We start from the raw sequence: 16,604 nt of genomic DNA on the forward strand, positions 1-16,604 counted from the left end.
GCGCGAAATGCAATGCGAACGCATTTGCACTGCACGCGCGACGATACGGCAGCAGCCACCGGATGGACACGCCTGATGGCACGATGCAATGCACGTCTGCGTGCAGTGAATCGGCGGCCATCATGGGCGAGACTCCAGCCAGACCGGACGCGCAACACCGATCACGGCGGACGCACTGACCGGCCCGAAATAGCGGCTGTCGAACGAGGCCGGGTTGGTCACGCTGAGCAGGAACAGTTCACCGGGGCGAAGCCGCCGGCATTGGCGCCAGGATGGCAGCGGCCGACCCAGGCGGTCGGCACGCAGCACGGCGGCCGAAGGCACGCCGTCGATGCGGACGCTACCGCCAGCGAGGCACACCTCCTGCGGCGCGGCCGCGCCCACGCGCTTGAGCAGCGGAACGCGCATCGGCAGGTAGCCGCGCTGCGCAGCCAGAGTGGCGGCCTCGGCCGGCAGCGGAACCAGCACGATGCTGCCCACGGACAACGAACGTGGCAGCGAGCCGGAGCGATGGTCGAGCGAATCGACGCGATACCAGCCGACCGCCACACTGTCGGACGGGTTGTAGATCAGACGCGGCAGCGGTGATACGAAGGACGCCCAGGCGAGCGCAGCGAGGCCGCAGGCGGACAGCGCAGCCAGCACGATGCGAGCGCGCAGGCGCGAGCGAGGATGCTGCGCGGCTTCAGCGGAATGTAAGGCGGTGGAATGAGTCGTCATGGCAGCGCCCACCCGGCCAGCCAGGCGGCGTGCCGCTCGGCGCTGTAGCCGGGCAGTGGCAAGCGCGCCGCGAGCCGGTTGCCCAGCGTGCGCCAGTACGCGGGCGACACGGCGGCGGGCGCGATGCCCAGCGCCTCGATGCCGTCGATGCGTTCCAGCACGGCGCGGACTTGGTTCTCGCCCTCGGCGTGCATCAGCAGGCGCGCGCCGGGCTGCACGCCGGGGATGCGCTGCGCCGCATCCAATGGCGTGCAAGCCTGCATCACCATGAGCTGCCAACGAATCGTGCCGTAGTCGTTGGACTGCCAGCGGATGCGGCAGAACATGGCGTTCGGCAGGAAGATGGCTACGCTGCGCCAGCGGTCGAGCCGCAGCGTGCGCGCCGACTCGCCAAAGCGCAGGTAGAGCTTGAAACGATGCTCAAGGAAGGCCAGCGAAACGCGCGTCAGCGGCGTTGAGGCCGGCCGGCCCGTGAGCGCAGAAAGTGTCGGCGACGGTACCGCCGTGGCTGCGGTAGCAGCAGGCAAAGCAGATGCGTTCATGGCATGTTCTCCGGGAATTCCCGCTCCAACAGTGCGCGCAAGAGGTCGGCCACCGTCACGCCCTGCGTGAAGGCCGATACCTTGATGCGCGAGCGCATGGCGGGCGTGATGTCGAGGGTCAGGCGGGCGGTGTAGAGATCGCCTTTGTTCAGCGCATCGGCGTCGCCCTGGCGAATCCACGCCTCGGCGTGCGGATTCGCAGGCGGGCGCGCGCCGATGCCGACGCGCTTGCCAGAGCGTGTGCTGTTGGGTGCAGGCTTCGCCGTCATGACGGCCACCGCAGCAGTTCGTCCACCAGCGCGGTGATTTCGCGTGCGGCGGCGCTGTCCGGCGCCGTCTCGCGTGCGAATCGGCCAGCGGCCACGCTGTCGGCGAAGACGATGCGCTGGCGCACTTCCGAGCGCAGCGCAGGAAGTGGCTGCTCGGCCAGCGCGCCGCGTGCTTCGCGTCCGATCACCGTGGTGCTGACGCGCCGGTTGATGACGAAGGCCGCGCGCAACGCAGGCCGGAACACCTGCGCCTCTCGGATCAGCGCCACCATCTCGGCGCTGGCCCACAGGTCGTAGGGGCTGGGCTGCACCGGAATCAGCACGCGCTCGGCCGTCAGCAGCGCGGAGCGCGCCAAGGCGGCGATCCTGGGTGGCCCATCGATGACGACGTGATCGGCCCGCCTGGCGAGTTCTGGCGCTTCCTGATGCAGGGTTTCGCGGGCCAGGCCGACAGCGCTGAACAGCCTTGGCAAGCCTTGCTGGCTTCTGCGCTGCGTCCAGTCCAGCGCGGAGCCTTGCGGATCGGCATCCAGCAGGATGACCGATTGCCCGCGCATTGCCAGTTCGCCGGCAATATGGGTGGCGAGCGTGGTCTTGCCCACGCCGCCTTTCTGGTTGAGCAAGGCAATGATCATGGCGCTGCTCTCCAAGCTGGAAAGCTGGCCAGCGCTTGCCTTGCAAGACGGGGTTGATTTGGGCTTTTGGCTTGCTGCGCCTTCTGCCTTTTGGCGGTTGTCCACCGAAGCGGCGCGCTGCTACTACAAGTTAGAGAATTTAAGTTAGGTAAGTTAAGGGAGGCCGAAACCCGCGCCAGCATTGGCTTTGCGGCCGATTTTGTTGCCTGATAGCACGAGGATTTGTTGCCTGATAGCACGATACCTGTGTTGCCTGATAGCACGAGCCCATCCACAGGCCACGCACCGTTTATCCCCGTGCCGTTGGCGGCACGGGCCGGAACGTCAGCAGCGGCGAGGAAAGACCCGAGACATGCTCGATGCCCAACTGGTAGCCCGGTAAGGCTTGCCGCGCCACCAGTGCCCGCAGGTCGGCGGCGAAGTCGTAGTAACGTGCCACGCTGCCCGATTTGCGGTAAAGGTGCTGGAAATCGAACTGCCAGCCGCCTGGCTGCCTGCCGCCGTGCTTGCGCACGAGCCGGTACAGCCAGCGCTCGATGCCACCCGTCAGCCGAAAATACGCCGGGTCGATGGTCAGTACCAGTGCCGCATCCAACACGCCCGCAAAGAACCAGTCCGGCAGGATCAGCTCGATACCCAGCGGCGTGCCGCGAGCATCGGCCAGCTCCTTCCACTCGTTGATCCACGAGAAGCGGTGCAGCCGCCTTCCCGTGGTCTCCCGGATGGAGGTGGCCACCGTGGTGGACTGCAAGCGATCCAAGGCCGCTTTGAGGCGCTGGTAATCGCGCAGCGACGTACCACGCCCGATGAAGCGCAGGATCTCGTAGGGCGTGGCCTGCATCAGCCGTGACGGACGCACGCCCGCATCGCGCGCTTCTACGATCTGGCTGGCGGCCCAGATCAGCAGGTCCGCATCCCAGATAGTGGCGATGCCGTGCTCGGCCGTGCCCTCCACGCGGATTGTCACGCCGCTGGTGCGGAAGTTGATCGGCGCAACGCGCCGCGACTTCGCCAGCGAGAAGAAAGGAAAGGCCATCAAGTCCTGGCTGTCGCGCGGCGCCATGTCGCCCGGCAGGGCGCGGAACAGGTCGAGTTGTTCGCGCTCCTGCGACGGTCGCTGCCGTGGTGGCAGCGATGGGCTGGACATGGCGAAGGACACCCGCGCGCCAGTGATCAGCGCGCACGGCTGTCCGCCGAGTGTTGCTCGGCGTACTCGGGATCGGACGTGCTCTCGAAGCTGCGCTCTGCAGCCCAGGCATCGAGATCGGCCACGGCGTACATGACGCGCCGCCCGAATTTTCGGAACTTTGGCCCACCACCGATCACGCGCTGCTTCTCCAGCGTGCGCGGCGACAGGCGCAAATAGTCTGCAGCTTCGTCGTTGGTCAGATAGCGCTGGGGCTGCGCGGGAGTAGTCGCGGGAGCGGCGGCAGGCCGCAAGGGAGCAGGACGCATGGTGTGAACCTCCATCGGTGTCAAAGCTCCGGCCACACAGTGCAACCGGATGGAGGCAGTCTCAGAAAACGAAGCTCCCTTGCTCAGGGTCGTTTTGCGTCCCCTTCAAAACGACCCTTCTCAAGCAGCGGCAGTTGTGCTAGGCGGCGATAGCCGCCGCGCATCAACGCATCGCCGCGCCGTACCAGGCGGCGCACCTTGGAGCGCAGGCCGCCGTCGCTGTACCAGTCGGCCGCCGCGTCCTCGCCAAACAGTCCTTCGGCGATCACGCGCAAGGACGCGCCCGCCAGGGTGGCGTCCAGCGCCTGCAAGGTGTGCAGTTCCTGCAGCGCCGACAGCGATGGCCGCACCGATGCCGCCGCCGTAGGCGAGGCATCAGCGGTGGTCGCGAGCTTTTGCAGCATGGCGGTCAGACCCTGCAACTGCGCGCAGGCGCGGATGGCATAGGCGAAGGCCATGCCATCGGCCAGGCCAGGCGCGATAGCCAGCCGCAGGCTGTAGCCCGGCCGGCGCAGCACCAGCATCAGGCGCTTGCCATCATGGATCAGGCACTTGCTGCCGGGCAGACTCCAGAACGCGAAGACGATGGCGTCCATTGGCGGATCAGCGTCCGGATAGAGCTGGAGCACGTCATCGTGGTCGGGGAACCAGGCTGGATGCGCGTCACGCGCATCCAGCGCCGGGTCTTCCAGCAGGTGCAAGCCCCAGCGATGCGCCACTGGCTGTGCCGCCGCCTGCGGCCGGCGATGACGGCGCAGCCAGTCGAGCCGGTAATCGGGATTGCGGCGCAGGTACTCCCAGGCCAGCGCGGGGCCATCAAGATGCAGCACGTAGAGATATGCCGCCGTGGGATACCACGGCTCGGTGCTTCGATCCGCCATGACGCAAGCTCCTGTGAAATTGCAGGAACACCACCGCAGACATCAACGCACAAGGGCTACCGCATCAGCATCCAAACGTGAAAAACTTGGATAGGTCGTAACTTTCGTGTCAAGACGATTTGAATCCGGTACTTTGCGCAAAGCGTCTGAATGCGACGATGGCGCAATGGAAATAGCCGCGCCCTGCAATATCCACCGTGCCGCAAGCCGCGCCGGTCATCGTGACCGTTTTCGCCAGAGTCACCCCAGTGCGCTGCAACAATGCGGATTGAGACCCGACAGGTCTTGAGCCAGACGGAAATAGTCTCAATGCGCCCGGCTTGGCCGGGGCATGAACGGTTCAATCGACGATGGAGCCGTTCTCCTGCGCCAGCCGCAGGTACTCCGACAAGGGCCGCACCGCCTGGAAATACCGATCCCGCATCACCGGCAGCTTGTTCGGGCCGACGATGGAGGCCAGATCGGACAGCTTGATATGGCCCAGCTCGGGCATGCCCAGCCCCAAGTCGACCAAGCCATGGGCGGTGTCCCGGTCCGCCGGATCGAGCGAAGCCAGTAGCCACGTCGCGTGGGCATCCGGCGTGAACAGCCGCACGACCGGCAGCGGATCAACGTCCTGACCGGCAGCGCGGGCCTGGCCGTTGGCCAGCAGTAGCACGCGCTCGTCCTCGGTGGTTAGTGGGTTCATGGTGACGATCCCTTCTTCGATGCACGAATCCGCCAAAGCGTGAAGGCGCAGAACCGCATCGGTGGTAGCCAGGAAAGACACGAATGTGGTTCTGTCGGAAGACACATAAGCGGATTTACTGATTTCCGTAAAAGCAAAAATGAGCCCTATAGATTGTAGTCCTATAGGGCGCAATCGAATGTCATCTTAGGTTTTGGGGAGAAACCTGAGGTGACGGCAAAGCACTCGTTGGCAACAGCATTGAAAACAGTCCGCAAGGTGCGTGGACTGAGCCAAGAAGCATTTTCCGACGTGTCCAGCCGCACGTACATGAGTTCGTTGGAGCGCGACCTCAAAAGCCCGACGATCAACAAGCTGGCCGAGCTGTGCGAGGTCATGCAGGTGCATCCCGTCACGCTGCTGGCGCTGGCCTACACAGGCAAGAGCCCGACCAAACCTGTCGCGCAAAGATCCGCAGTTCGCGCCTATCTCCTGGCGGGCGCTCCAGACCAAAGATCCGCTGGCGCTTCCCTTGATGGACGGTCAGCCTGGGTTCACCTTCGCACACCAGGTCGGCCCTGTCGCGATCATCGCGGCCGACTTGCGGACGGAGCGCTCCCGGACCCAAATCTTGGGCATGGCCACTTGGGACAAGCTTCAGAAATGGCTGTCGGCATTGCCTGGAAAAGGAAGCTCCGCACCGAACATCGGGTGCCAGCATCTGCTATTCCTTTCGTCGGTGCCGGTCGTGCACCCGAAACTGAGCCTTGCGGAAGGCCTGATGGATACGTTCGGTCAAGACCACGTGTTGGACAGCAGTGCGGACGACCTCAAAGACCATTGGGCAAACGACGACCACGAGGGCGAACGCAAGCGCCTGTTGGAAACGCTGGCCCGGACGGCCGAAGACAAGCTGCTACGGGTATCGATCGTGTCGGGTGACGTCCACGTGGCGGCCTGGGGCAGCGCCTACCGCCGCGATATCCCGCCGACTGCGACTTGGGCGCACATCCAGCAGTTCACATCGTCCGCCGTCGTGCATCCATCCTTGATGGGCGTCGCGGAGCGGCTCTTCTTGTATTTGCTCAACAGCACGGCGAGCAAGCCCCAGGTGATCGATGTCCAGCACGTCGTGGAGATGATGCTTTTCCCGGGACACAACCGTTACGTCATGCCGGCTCGGAACTGGCTCGCACTTGAACTCGACCTGGGCACGGATGGGCACGACTGCAAGTTGTGGGCGACCTGGCGGTGCGAAGCCGAAAATGGCTTCTCGAACCATCTGCAGGCGGTGCAACCCGCGCATCTTTAATGTCGTTCAAATGCACTTCAAGCGGTCAGGAACTTCTCTCCATCGATTTCGATGCTGAGGGCTGGGAAGACCTTCGGGCTCGAAACCGCAAGGATCGTGTTTTGAAGATGACGTGCTGCAGCGCTGACGTGACTCTCAGGAAAAAGAAGCTCGGCACACAGTATTTCGCGCATGCAAAGAAAGGGAGCTGTCCAGCTGGTACGGACTCCGCAGAGGTCATGCTGGCAAGGGAGATTATCGCCAAAGCTGTGCGCCGGGCGGGTTGGAGTATTTCGGTCGAGGCGGCTGGGACATTGAGTGAAGAGGACAGGTGGGCGGTCGATGTACTGGCAAGCCGGGAGGGCGAGAAGCCGGTGGCGTTCAAGGTCCAATGGGCGCGCTTGCCGCTGGATGAGGTGACTCGCTACCAAGCCCTGTCCCAGGCAGCAGGGATCCGCACGCTGTGGCTCATGCGGCAGCAGAGCATTCCCGTCGAGAAGGCAGCTCCGGCATTCAGGCTCGACCATGATGTCAACGCCAACATATGCGTTGTGTCACTGCCGGGGCCTTACTACCATTCGGCCTTTGCTACTAGCAAGAACAGTGATGGTCCGAACTACTGGCGTCAGCACATCGAACTGGGCAAGTTTTTCGAAGGGGCATTGGGTGGGAAACTGCGCTTTGCGCCACAAGTCGGCCGCACCTTGCCGCTGGAGGTCTGCGCGGCGTACACCGATTGCTGGCGGTGCAAGAAGACGACAGGCCTCGTCATCGATCTGTGTTTTGCCGCCAGTCGGGTGCTTCAAGGCGCCGCGGATGTGACGGCCAAGATCTACGATTTCGATGACGAGGGCAGGGGGGCCGCGCTGTTGATGTCGACCTTGCCGGCCGCGCTCCTGGCGCTCCACGGCATCGGTCCGATCAAGCCGCGATACAGTCGAACGGAAGGACAGCCCTACCTATCCAACGGCTGCATCCATTGCGACGCGCTGCAAGGGCGCTTCTTTGACCATGAGGTTGCCTACGACGCGCATCCGATCTTCAGCATCGATGTGCTGTTCGATGACCGCTGGGCCTCACACCTGGAAGACCGTGAAGCCATCGATAAATGGTGGTTCGACGATCGACCGGGTGAGGGCGCCGCAGAGGACGCTCCGCAGAGTTAGATTTTTTTAGCATCCCGCCAGGTGGACGTCACCGAACTGTGCACGGGCTGGTATCGAGCCTGACCGACCGGTGTCTGCTGTCCCAGCTGGAACAGCAGGGAGTCCTGCTCCTGCACCGTCATCCTGTCGAACAGCGCCCTCTCCGCTGCATTCAGGAGATGACCAAACTTCTCGTAGCGGGAGCGCTTGTCGTCTGACGGCAGCACGGTGAAACCCGGCGTGGTGGAGAGAACCACTTGGTCGTCCGCCCGGATTTCGGGAACGTCGCCGATGTCGATGAACCTTCCTCCGAGCCAGATATGGGTGGGCGGGAAGAACGAGAGCTGGCGGGTCTGCTTGTAGGCCTCCTCGAGGGAGGTGGGAGCGGCCGCGCCGAAGTAGCGGAAGAGCCGGTAGTTCTGTAGGTCGTCCAGTGCCGTGCCGGCCAAGTCTTCGGGTGACTGTGTCTCGAAGAGCGTAGTGCCAGTTTCGTCGTCACGGTAGTGGACCAGCCCCCGCCACAGATCTCTGGCCGCGAGGTACCAGCCATCGTCGCATTCCGCGTACTCGGAGGTCAACGAAAGCTCTTCCGCATCCTTGACATCCATGGCGAAGACGAACCCTTGGGCGAAAGCTTTCTGTGATTCGGCTGAAGCGGGATTGCGCGCGGCAGCCCGATCCAGAAGATCCTTCAGCGATTCGGGAAGGGGTTTGCTGCGACTTGCGCCGGCTGTCTGTTCAAGACAGACGGTCACATGCTTCCAGTGCTTGTAGCCGTGCTGCTTGGCGACAGCATCCAGCGCGACGGCAAGCGATGTACCCGTGGTTTTACGAAGCGTCTTGGCCAGGCGCTTGAGCTTTTCGGCGGCGGTCGCCGTTGTGGAGATGAATTCCATGGTGCATTCCTTCATGTTGCCGCGGATGTACCCGGTGCTCACTGCCGCGCTCCGCGAAACATGGGAAGCTCAGACGAAGGTCTTCAAGTCGTCCCGGCGAACCGGGTGGGCCATGGTGAGCAGCTAGCGTCGACGAACGCACTTGCAAAGTGTATCGCATTGCACGCGCATTGGGCTTTGGCCACGAGACGTGCGCGCCGTGGGAAGGCCTAATCCTGCCAGTGCGGGCCGGCCCGATCGGTGGCGCCCGATGGCAGCACCAGGAAACATTTCCCCAAGGGTCTTTCCTGGGTGGCGTGGACCGGGCACCATTGCGTGGTCTCAATCGAACGCCCAACATTCGTCCGGGGGGCTCTCTGGTACGAAATAGTGGCAGTAGATGTATTCGAGCTGTTTGTCACCTGGATCGAACTGGCGCGCCGTCGCGAGGATCTTGTCGTAGCGCAGGCGCTCGACCCTGTCTCCTTCGACCGCCTCGAAGCCGATGTGGACGACACACGGCCGACCGTCAGGCAGTTGAGAGGTCGCGTCGGATAACTTCTTGCGAATGTCGCGCGCCTTGCTATCCAAAGCGCCCTCGCTCAGGCTTTCCCAGTTCAGGACGATGGCAAGGTTGCACGCATCGACGTAGCGCGGATTTTCCCCGGGCATGGTTCGCAGCAGCGTTCGGTAACGGGCGTTGCGGACGTAGCGACCCGTCAACAGTTCGAGGATGCGGTGACTGCTGCCCAGCACACGGTCCTTCGACGAGCCTGTCAGAAATTTTGTGTGTGAGGCATAGCATGTCAACAAGGAGCATGAATGCCACGCAAGACGAAGACCACCGCATCAGCGGACAAGGCGGCGCAGCCGCAATTCTCAGCCGAGTTGCTCGAGCAACTCATCCCCGGGCCGGTGACACCGGCCGAGCTGGAGGGTATCTTTCAGCAGTTCAAGAAATCGGTGCTTGAGCGGGCGCTGGGCGCCGAGATGAGCCATCACCTGGGCTACGCGCCCGGTCAGGCCAAGCCCGAAGGGGCGGCGGCCAATCACCGCAACGGCAAGAGCGCCAAGACCGTGCTGACCGACGTGGGGGCCTTACGCATCGACGTTCCCCGCGACCGCGAGGGCACGTTCGAGCCGCAGCTCATCGGCAAGCACGAGCGGCGCTTCACGGGCTTTGATGACAAGATCATCGCCATGTACGCGCGCGGCATGACGGTGCGCGAGATCCAGGGCTTTCTGGCCGAGATGTACTCGGTGGACGTCTCGCCCGACCTCATCAGCCGCGTCACCGACGAGGTGATGAGCGAGGTCACGGCCTGGCAGACACGCCCGCTGGAGTCGATGTACCCGGTCGTGTTCTTCGACGCCTTGAGGGTCAAGATTCGCGAGGACGCCGTAGTGCGCTCCAAGGCTGTGTACCTGGCGCTGGGCGTGCTGCCAGACGGCAGCCGCGACATCCTCGGCATCTGGATTGAGAACACAGAAGGGGCCAAGTTCTGGATGAAGGTCTTCAACGATCTGAAGACCCGCGGGGTCAACGACATCCTGATCGCTGTCACCGACGGCCTCAAAGGCATGCCAGAGGCGCTGGGAGCGGTGTTCCCGGCCACCACGCTGCAAACCTGCATCGTGCACCTGATCCGGGGCAGCCTGGACTTTGCGTCATGGAAGGATCGCAAGGCGCTGGCCGCGGCCATCAAGCCGATCTACACAGCGGTCAACGCCGAAGCGGCCGAGGCCGAGTTGCACGCATTCGAGGCTGGGCCGTGGGGGCAGAAGTTCCCCACTGTCGCCAGCGCCTGGCGCAGGGCCTGGGACAAGGTCATCCCGTTCTTTGCCTTCCCGCCCGAGGTACGGCGCGTGATCTACACGACCAACGCAATTGAGAGCGTGAATGCGCGGCTGCGCAAGATCATCAAGACCAGAGGACATTTCCCTAGCGACGACGCGGCCACCAAGCTGATCTGGCTGGTACTGCGCAACATCACCGAGGACTGGGGGCGGGCGGCCAACAACTGGAAATCAGCGATGAACCAGTTTGCGATCCTCTACGAAGACCGGTTCACGAAATCGAGCACGTAAGATCTTCAACCAGCTTCACAAAATCGGTGAAGGTTCAATGAGCCTCACACACGAAAATTCGGACAAGCCCCCTTCGACAGCACCGCCTGCAGCGGGCGCAGATCCAGTGTGCCGATGGTGCCCGACGCGATGGCGTCGTCCCAGGCAAGCCTATCCTGTCCGGAGGCGAGCCAACTGAGGACTTTGTCCTTCAGGTAGTCGTCAGGCACGTTTGCTAGTTTCACGCAAAAGCCCGCCTGACACAGCGTGCTTCGTTCAAGTCTCGCCAAATGCGCAGAAGAAGCCGACCAAAGCCTTCCAAGCTGCAACCGCTCGCTCTCGCCGTACTCTCCGACTTCCATGCGCTTGCACTCGACCGCCCAGCTTCGACCATGGAGCGTGACATCCATGTCGTGAGTCTGGGCCCTGCCGGGCTGTTCGTCGACGAAAGCAACGCTCGCGCCCGCACGCCTGTAGCAGGCAGCGACCAGCAATTCAAACAGCCCTCCGTTTGGTTGGCCGCGCTCCTTGGTGACCATGCGCTGGACGCGAGTCTGGATGCCTTCGACCTGCAGGAGCAGGTCAAGATCGCGTCCGATGGCTTGAAAAACTGGCACCACACGGGAGCCAAAGACATAGTCGTAGTTGCCGATGTGATCCAGCAGGGATTCGGAAAGGAACAGGTACCAGCCGAAGCTGTCCTTGGCATCGAAAAAGCGTCCACCCTCGTCGCCGACCCCCATGGCGCTCAGGTACAGCCGGCGTGCGGCCTGCTCTCGGCGCTGCACCCACTGCTGATGCGGTATGAAGCTCTTGAACCAGTCGACGGCCCGGCGCAGGTCTGGGTTGTCCGGCCAGAAGTCGGGGCGCGGGTCGGGCGGGTCGAAGAAATCTGGTGGAAACGCCAGTTCTCTGGCCAGGCGGGCTGCGCGGTTGTCGGCCAATGGACAAGCTCCTTGACGACTAGACCGGAGGCTGCCCGAGAGGCGGCAACGGCACGCTGATGTCGTGCAGGTCGCGCACGAGGCGCAGCAGATTCGCATGCTGCTCTGGGCCGTCTGAGAGATCTATATACATACGCACAGCCAGTTCGTCGGGCAACTGCCGAGGGTGACCTGCCTGCCGGATGATCGGGATGAACTTCGAGGTGCCGACCTCCCTCATGATTTGCGCCGTGACAAGCATTTGTTCGTAGCCCACTCCACCTTGGCGTTGCTGTGCTTTTTGCACGTAGGTCTCGGTGCAGATCATCAGCACGCGATCGCTCTCGCGTAGCCCTCGCGCCATGAAGTGCGCCAAGTCCTCACCCGGGCGCACATGCCACTGATCGAGTGTCACTTCGACACCGTTTTGCCTGAGCGTCATGGCCAGCTGGGTGACCCACGAACGGTGCTCCGGTGAATCCCAGGAATACGAGATGAATACCTGGGGCGGGCGCCGCAGCGGCCCCAGCGTGCCCGTGGGTAACAGTCCAGCGCGGTGCAGCACATCTGCGAGATTGACGTTCTTCACGGCCCAATGGCTGCGATTGACTTCCCACTTCGGGTCGATGTCGAGCTCAGCCAGCAGTTGCATGAAACTGGCATGGGGAATGGGCGCAACGGTGGCATCGAAATTGAACGTGAAAGCGAACTCTTTCTGCCGGCGGCTGATGCCGGTGACCCGGCCCACATGGACCGGCGCACCCACGTATTTTTCGTAGGCAAAGAGTGTCGGCAGATCCAGGAGCGCTGCCAACGCCGTATCGTCCAGCGCTTCGAACTGCTGCTTGACCTGTGCGTTCGTATACTCGAACACGCGGTCGTATTCCATGACCCAAGATGTTCCGGTCCAAGCCGCCTCATTGCCAGACATCAAGAGGTTGTACAGGTTCTTCTGGATGGTCATGGCCTTCTATCGAATGAAGGGCCCTTTGCATGACCATGGCGATCCTTGGCAGATCGCATCTTGATGCATTTGCTCATGCCTTCATCAGTTCCTTGTATGGGGGCGGTCATCTTGGTTGGGTGTATCTAAAGTGGGCTGAGCTTGACTACCAGCCAGCCCTTGTCACGCAGGGCCTGCACATGTTGTTCGGGCGCGCGCTCGCTGTTCATCGCCAGGCAAAGCAAATGTGATGGACGGGATGCGGCGACATACAGATTCCGATAGAGACTGCGAGTCGAATCGTTGGCTTTGACGCTCAGAGGCGCGCCGCTGGCGATGCCGACAAGCGCAGCCTGCAGGTCATGGCTCCTTGCTGGATGCGCATGCGCCTCGAGCACAAGCGTCGCAAGGTGGGTCTCGCCCTTGACCGAGGCAATGGTTCCAACGTGCACCGGGATGGATCGTCCTTGGTGAAGGACAACATGCGCGTTGTTCACTCTGGATGTGGGCGTAGGTTCGGTGGCGACTTCAAAGACGCTCAGCGCGGCGAACGCGTCTCTGGTGAGTGCGGTTGGGAGCAAGGCGCTCAGGGCTTCGTACATCGTGTCAATCGTTGAGCGCCACCGTGCTGCCGATGTGTGCCCCGTACTCGTGGCCAGTTGGTGACAAAGCACGCGAATCGGATCAACGTTGGACCCCGCGAGCTCGAGCCGGCGGAGGAGATGGGTGGCATCTCTCAACTCTTGGACCGAGGGGGCAGCGGCGGCACGCAATGCGATCAATATCGCGCGCCTGATGTCGCGAACGCGTTGCTCGAGGCCCATGGCAACAACCCCCAAGGCATCCGGATCCGCCAGAAGGCAGTGGATGCTCTCGGAGCCGCTTGGCGACGTGGTCATCGCCACATATTCAGGCCAGTAATCACCAATGTGTCGGCCGGCAGCGCTTGCCGAATCGCTGCGCTTTCGGGCGCAGATTGCCTTCACCGCGCCAATGCCAAGCTCGGCATCTGAAAACGAGGACAACACATGTTTGCCGTAGGCTTCAATGACGGTCGTGACAGCCGTGGTCGCATAGAGGAACAACACGGGGGCGCGCGCATCGGCCACGACCGGGGCGGCCACCGCTTCGCCATGTTCCTGGACCGCGCGCACGACGGCCGCGATACTTTCCGGAAAACGCTTTGTTGAGGTCACGCTCAACGGATGGGGGCGAGGGAAGGTCAGTCTTGCGGCATCAGTGCCAGACGACAGGATGCGCTGGTTCCTGTCGCCGTAGCGCTGCATGACCACCGTATCGTCAAACAGCCTTGCCAACAGGTCTTCCTGGGCCCAACTTGTGTCCTGCATTTCATCGATCAGAACAAGCGGGAAGCGATGCGACAGCCGTTTGGGCATGTCGGGAAACCGAACCAGTAACCTCTCCGCAAAGGCGAACATGTCGTCGAATCGAAAAACGCCTTTTGCCCGCAGGCGGTCCTTGAGTTGCTGTGCTTCAGTCCACGAAGCCGTGCCCGGTCCCGGAAGGCCGCCGTCCTCATAGCCGAGCGTCAGGTCTGCCCCTTCATAGCGCAGCGACGCAATCGCGGCTGGCCCTCGCTGGGGGTTGTTACGGACCCAGGCATTGAGCGTCCACTTGGTGCGCAACAGGGAAAGTGCTTGCGCCGCAAAGATCTCGTTGTCCACAACGTCCACGGCTTCGCCGTCACTTCGCAACAGAGGCAGTGCCAGGAACTGATTGACGAAGGCGTGGATGGTTCCCACATAGTGCGGATAGCCGAGAAGCCGAGCGCCCGTGCTGGATGTGCTGAGCCGTCTGGAGATCTCGTCTCGTGCGACGTTTGTATGGCTGAGCACACAGATCCCGCGATGAGGGTGCGTCCATTTGTCGGCCAATAACTGAAGCTTCGCCGCAAGCAGCGTGGTTTTGCCGCTTCCAGGTGCGGCTTGTACGTCGCGTGACCCCATTTCCAGAAGGACCGCTTTTCGTTCGGCGTCGCTGAAGTCGAGCGAAGGAAAGTCAATGATGAGTTTTTCCAGGTCATGTTCGACCAGGAGAGGGACGCTCATGGGGTCGCCTTCATCACTGCAGCTGCCGGTGCCGGGTCTGACGTTGCCGTGAGGTGGCGCAGCGCCGCCTTTAGATAGGGTGGCAGTGCGTCCAGTAGAACTTGGTCGATGCCAAAGTTCTTGGTGCGAAGCAACTTGGCGGCGTACTGGGCCGTGACGGCCTTGGACGCGTCTTTCTCGTACAGAGGTCTGTATATCGCGATAGCCAGCGCTTCTGTCGTTGCATGGGCAGCTTTCTCGGCCGGCCAGGCCGCTTTCGCCTCTTCAAGCGTCTTCGCTTCGTCGGTGTCGGTCAGCCGTTCGCCCCTGCTTTTTTCCTTTTTTGCCATGGCAATGGCCAGGAACATGACTTCGGCCAAGCCAGCCGCTGCGAGGTCGTACTCCAGCGTCCAGTGGTTCGACACGAAGACTTTCACGGCAGGGTCGTCGGCCGCCTCCACCCGGGCGATCTTTTTGCCCACGGCCAAAACAGCTTCACCCGGTGGGTAGTCCTTTTCAAATCGGCGACCCTTTGTCGGTATGGACACGTAGCTTGCAGCGTCCGGCACGATGTCGCGGTCTGTGATGCAGGCCACGGGAACGGGAATGGCCTCGCTGGCAACCGATCGCTGAAATATCCTGGCGTAGTGGTACAGGCCAACGTCGCCCACATTGACAATGGAAACGCCATGCTTCGAAAACGAAAGACCTGCCACTTCAGCGATGGCGGGTAGGAGCAACGCTTCTGCCGGGCCTTCGACGATGGCCACGCCACGGGCAAAGAACAGATTCGACTTTGTTGCATCGATGAATCGGTGGAGGTACTCGTAGTCGGCTCGGGCGAGTTTGGTCTCATCCGGGCGCAGCGGAAAGGTCGTCCCCTTGTGAACCAAAGTCATCGATTCGAGGCGCGCGCCTGCGGCCAACGACGGGCTGTGCGTTGTCATGATGACCTGAACGGGATGTTGGTTCGCTTTTGGTCTTTGTTGGATGAGCGCCATCACCCGCTCTTGCAACTGCGGATGCAGGTGCGCTTCGGGCTCTTCGACGAGCAGCAGCCCAAGCTCATCGGTACTGCGAAGCAGGACGAGTTCCGTGGCCATGAACAGCGCATTGTTGTATCCAAGGCCCCGTGGACAGCGCTCGGCGGGATGGATCACGCCTGGAGGGAGTAGGCTGAGTTCAAAACGCTCCAGAATTTGCGTGAGGCTCGCATCCCCCGCGATGCGGATCTGCGAGGCCAACGTCTCACCGGCGAAGGACATAAGACCCAGGTAGTTGTCATTGATGTCGTCCTGCACAGAGCCAACGGCTGCGTGGCTGCCGATCTGGTGTTGCGCCTGATTCATCACCCCCACAAGCGTCTTCGCCGGCACGGTCGGATTCGTTGCGTCGAAGTCGCTCTTGCCTTGTTCGACCATGTCCACGTGGGCGCCCAAGATTTGAGAGAGGCGGGATTGACGGCCAGGCCGCAATTCAGCCTCGGCGTCACGCAGTGGGCGAAGGTATGTGGCACGCACCAGCTCGCGCACGGCGGAGCCGATTTCTGGACCAGTTCCGTTCTTGCCTGCCCGTGTGATGACGTCGATGCGGCCACGCGCGCCCGGCTGCGGCGGCCGCCTACGCGCCTGAAGGCTCAGTATCAGGCTGCGGGAACCATCGGTTTCGTAGGTCAGCCACTCCAAGACGGCGGCCTCTTGAGCGGGGGACAGGTCCCGCAGTGTGGCCTCGATGACAAGGGTGTCCGCACGGTTGGCGCCACGAACAAAGAAATCATGTTCTTGAAGGCGGACGGCTTCAAAACTGGTTGTCCAAAGCAGGAACCGAATGGCGTCGATGATGCTGGTCTTGCCTGCATCGTTCTCGCCGATGAGGATGTTCAGATTTGGATTGAGTTTCCAGTCCAGGGCTGGTGCGGTAGTGCCATCGCCGAAGGCGCGGAAATTGTGAGCGTGAATGTGCTGCAGATACATGTTTGTCCGCAGGTTCTCTGCGCCTGGTCAGGGGTCCCGCCACATCTCCGCAATGTTTTTTAGCGAGCTCATGTTGTCAAATGTAACAAAACAGCACTGTAAATGTGGACCTTCAGGCAATCGACATACCAAGCCTCGGTCAAGCGGGCTCGTACCAAGAGACCAAGGTG

General features: G+C 62.2%; 17 protein-coding genes and 2 pseudogenes. 5 read left to right on the top strand and 14 right to left on the bottom strand.

Annotation, left to right across the window (positions count from 1 at the left end):
• Positions 1 to 120: 120 nt before the first annotated feature.
• From AAFF19_RS11205 to parA, 4 genes are read right to left on the bottom strand one after another with little or no spacing between them, the layout of a single operon-like run.
• Positions 121 to 720, bottom strand: a complete 600-nt coding sequence (locus AAFF19_RS11205) for a S26 family signal peptidase (protein ID WP_182120289.1) — start codon at positions 718 to 720, stop codon at positions 121 to 123.
• A complete protein-coding gene (locus tag AAFF19_RS11210) occupies positions 717 to 1,262 on the bottom strand; it encodes a DUF2840 domain-containing protein (RefSeq protein ID WP_182120290.1) in 546 nt (181 codons plus the stop codon). Before AAFF19_RS11210 ends, AAFF19_RS11205 begins: the two co-directional genes overlap by 4 nt.
• Entirely contained in the window at positions 1,259 to 1,531 is a 273-nt protein-coding gene (locus AAFF19_RS11215) for a chromosome partitioning protein ParB (RefSeq protein WP_182120291.1), read from the bottom strand. Before AAFF19_RS11215 ends, AAFF19_RS11210 begins: the two co-directional genes overlap by 4 nt.
• Positions 1,528 to 2,166: a ParA family partition ATPase gene (gene parA, locus AAFF19_RS11220; RefSeq protein WP_182120292.1), complete on the bottom strand. Its 639-nt coding sequence runs from the start codon at positions 2,164 to 2,166 to the stop codon at positions 1,528 to 1,530. Before parA ends, AAFF19_RS11215 begins: the two co-directional genes overlap by 4 nt.
• Here parA and AAFF19_RS11225 point away from each other — a divergent pair.
• A complete protein-coding gene (locus tag AAFF19_RS11225; RefSeq protein WP_182120293.1) occupies positions 2,165 to 2,314 on the top strand; it encodes a hypothetical protein in 150 nt (49 codons plus the stop codon). The genes parA and AAFF19_RS11225 overlap by 2 nt on opposite strands.
• 141 nt (positions 2,315 to 2,455) lie before the next feature.
• Here the strand turns inward: AAFF19_RS11225 and AAFF19_RS11230 are convergent, their stop codons facing one another.
• The 4 genes from AAFF19_RS11230 to AAFF19_RS11245 all read right to left on the bottom strand — a co-directional run bounded on the left by AAFF19_RS11230 (position 2,456) and on the right by AAFF19_RS11245 (position 5,190).
• Positions 2,456 to 3,313: a replication initiator protein A gene (locus tag AAFF19_RS11230; protein ID WP_182120294.1), complete on the bottom strand. Its 858-nt coding sequence runs from the start codon at positions 3,311 to 3,313 to the stop codon at positions 2,456 to 2,458.
• 26 nt (positions 3,314 to 3,339) lie between these two features.
• A complete protein-coding gene (locus tag AAFF19_RS11235) occupies positions 3,340 to 3,621 on the bottom strand; it encodes a helix-turn-helix domain-containing protein (protein ID WP_182120295.1) in 282 nt (93 codons plus the stop codon).
• An 83-nt stretch (positions 3,622 to 3,704) separates the two neighbouring features.
• Positions 3,705 to 4,502, bottom strand: coding sequence for a DUF2285 domain-containing protein (locus AAFF19_RS11240; protein ID WP_182120296.1), 798 nt, complete (start codon positions 4,500 to 4,502; stop codon positions 3,705 to 3,707).
• Between the two features lie 340 nt (positions 4,503 to 4,842).
• The gene (locus AAFF19_RS11245) at positions 4,843 to 5,190 is read right to left on the bottom strand and encodes a DUF2958 domain-containing protein (RefSeq protein ID WP_182120307.1); all 348 of its coding nucleotides are present in this window, start codon (positions 5,188 to 5,190) and stop codon (positions 4,843 to 4,845) included.
• A 210-nt stretch (positions 5,191 to 5,400) separates the two neighbouring features.
• Here AAFF19_RS11245 and AAFF19_RS11250 point away from each other — a divergent pair.
• The 3 genes and pseudogenes from AAFF19_RS11250 to AAFF19_RS11260 form a co-directional block, all read left to right on the top strand.
• Positions 5,401 to 5,604 (top strand): annotated as a pseudogene (locus AAFF19_RS11250) (helix-turn-helix transcriptional regulator); the annotation flags it as partial.
• Positions 5,600 to 6,481: pseudogene (locus tag AAFF19_RS11255) on the top strand (alkaline phosphatase family protein); the annotation flags it as partial. The pseudogenes AAFF19_RS11250 and AAFF19_RS11255, both read left to right, overlap by 5 nt.
• A complete protein-coding gene (locus tag AAFF19_RS11260; RefSeq protein ID WP_182120297.1) occupies positions 6,481 to 7,626 on the top strand; it encodes a hypothetical protein in 1,146 nt (381 codons plus the stop codon). The pseudogene AAFF19_RS11255 and the gene AAFF19_RS11260, both read left to right, overlap by 1 nt.
• Here AAFF19_RS11260 and AAFF19_RS11265 read toward each other — a convergent pair.
• Together AAFF19_RS11265 and AAFF19_RS11270 are read right to left on the bottom strand one after the other, a co-directional pair.
• Positions 7,623 to 8,501 carry a hypothetical protein gene (locus AAFF19_RS11265; protein ID WP_182120298.1) on the bottom strand — a complete coding sequence of 293 codons (879 nt, stop codon included), beginning with the start codon at positions 8,499 to 8,501 and terminating at the stop codon, positions 7,623 to 7,625. The two genes, AAFF19_RS11260 and AAFF19_RS11265, sit on opposite strands and share 4 nt — an antisense overlap.
• 321 nt (positions 8,502 to 8,822) lie before the next feature.
• Positions 8,823 to 9,236, bottom strand: coding sequence for a hypothetical protein (locus AAFF19_RS11270; RefSeq protein WP_182120299.1), 414 nt, complete (start codon positions 9,234 to 9,236; stop codon positions 8,823 to 8,825).
• Between the two features lie 66 nt (positions 9,237 to 9,302).
• On the opposite strand from AAFF19_RS11270, the gene AAFF19_RS11275 reads away from it, so the two are divergent.
• Positions 9,303 to 10,568, top strand: coding sequence for an IS256 family transposase (locus AAFF19_RS11275; RefSeq protein ID WP_342720204.1), 1,266 nt, complete (start codon positions 9,303 to 9,305; stop codon positions 10,566 to 10,568).
• Between the two features lie 44 nt (positions 10,569 to 10,612).
• Here the strand turns inward: AAFF19_RS11275 and AAFF19_RS11280 are convergent, their stop codons facing one another.
• The 4 genes from AAFF19_RS11280 to AAFF19_RS11295 all read right to left on the bottom strand — a co-directional run bounded on the left by AAFF19_RS11280 (position 10,613) and on the right by AAFF19_RS11295 (position 16,434).
• Complete coding sequence (locus AAFF19_RS11280) at positions 10,613 to 11,491, bottom strand: hypothetical protein (protein ID WP_182118847.1); 879 nt, start codon at positions 11,489 to 11,491, stop codon at positions 10,613 to 10,615.
• Between the two features lie 19 nt (positions 11,492 to 11,510).
• Positions 11,511 to 12,434 carry a toll/interleukin-1 receptor domain-containing protein gene (locus tag AAFF19_RS11285; protein WP_182118848.1) on the bottom strand — a complete coding sequence of 308 codons (924 nt, stop codon included), beginning with the start codon at positions 12,432 to 12,434 and terminating at the stop codon, positions 11,511 to 11,513.
• A 125-nt stretch (positions 12,435 to 12,559) separates the two neighbouring features.
• Positions 12,560 to 14,482, bottom strand: coding sequence for a UvrD-helicase domain-containing protein (locus AAFF19_RS11290; protein WP_182118849.1), 1,923 nt, complete (start codon positions 14,480 to 14,482; stop codon positions 12,560 to 12,562).
• Positions 14,479 to 16,434, bottom strand: coding sequence for an AAA family ATPase (locus AAFF19_RS11295; RefSeq protein ID WP_182118850.1), 1,956 nt, complete (start codon positions 16,432 to 16,434; stop codon positions 14,479 to 14,481). Before AAFF19_RS11295 ends, AAFF19_RS11290 begins: the two co-directional genes overlap by 4 nt.
• Positions 16,435 to 16,604 lie beyond the last annotated feature (170 nt).

Source organism: Acidovorax sp. FHTAMBA (assembly GCF_038958875.1).
Taxonomy (GTDB): Bacteria; Pseudomonadota; Gammaproteobacteria; order Burkholderiales; family Burkholderiaceae_C; genus Acidovorax.

Bases quoted from the DNA above. Each gene is read 5' to 3' on its own strand.
- AAFF19_RS11295 (WP_182118850.1), bottom strand. From the start codon at position 16,434: ATGTATCTGCAGCACATTCACGCTCACAATTTCCGCGCCTTCGGCGAT.
- AAFF19_RS11265 (WP_182120298.1), bottom strand. From the start codon at position 8,501: ATGGAATTCATCTCCACAACGGCGACCGCCGCCGAAAAGCTCAAGCGC.
- AAFF19_RS11290 (WP_182118849.1), bottom strand. From the start codon at position 14,482: ATGAGCGTCCCTCTCCTGGTCGAACATGACCTGGAAAAACTCATCATT.
- AAFF19_RS11230 (WP_182120294.1), bottom strand. From the start codon at position 3,313: ATGTCCAGCCCATCGCTGCCACCACGGCAGCGACCGTCGCAGGAGCGC.
- AAFF19_RS11235 (WP_182120295.1), bottom strand. From the start codon at position 3,621: ATGCGTCCTGCTCCCTTGCGGCCTGCCGCCGCTCCCGCGACTACTCCC.
- AAFF19_RS11245 (WP_182120307.1), bottom strand. From the start codon at position 5,190: ATGAACCCACTAACCACCGAGGACGAGCGCGTGCTACTGCTGGCCAAC.
- AAFF19_RS11210 (WP_182120290.1), bottom strand. From the start codon at position 1,262: ATGAACGCATCTGCTTTGCCTGCTGCTACCGCAGCCACGGCGGTACCG.
- AAFF19_RS11240 (WP_182120296.1), bottom strand. From the start codon at position 4,502: ATGGCGGATCGAAGCACCGAGCCGTGGTATCCCACGGCGGCATATCTC.
- AAFF19_RS11285 (WP_182118848.1), bottom strand. From the start codon at position 12,434: ATGACCATCCAGAAGAACCTGTACAACCTCTTGATGTCTGGCAATGAG.
- AAFF19_RS11215 (WP_182120291.1), bottom strand. From the start codon at position 1,531: ATGACGGCGAAGCCTGCACCCAACAGCACACGCTCTGGCAAGCGCGTC.
- AAFF19_RS11275 (WP_342720204.1), top strand. From the start codon at position 9,303: ATGCCACGCAAGACGAAGACCACCGCATCAGCGGACAAGGCGGCGCAG.
- AAFF19_RS11260 (WP_182120297.1), top strand. From the start codon at position 6,481: ATGTCGTTCAAATGCACTTCAAGCGGTCAGGAACTTCTCTCCATCGAT.
- AAFF19_RS11205 (WP_182120289.1), bottom strand. From the start codon at position 720: ATGACGACTCATTCCACCGCCTTACATTCCGCTGAAGCCGCGCAGCAT.
- AAFF19_RS11225 (WP_182120293.1), top strand. From the start codon at position 2,165: ATGGCGCTGCTCTCCAAGCTGGAAAGCTGGCCAGCGCTTGCCTTGCAA.
- parA (WP_182120292.1), bottom strand. From the start codon at position 2,166: ATGATCATTGCCTTGCTCAACCAGAAAGGCGGCGTGGGCAAGACCACG.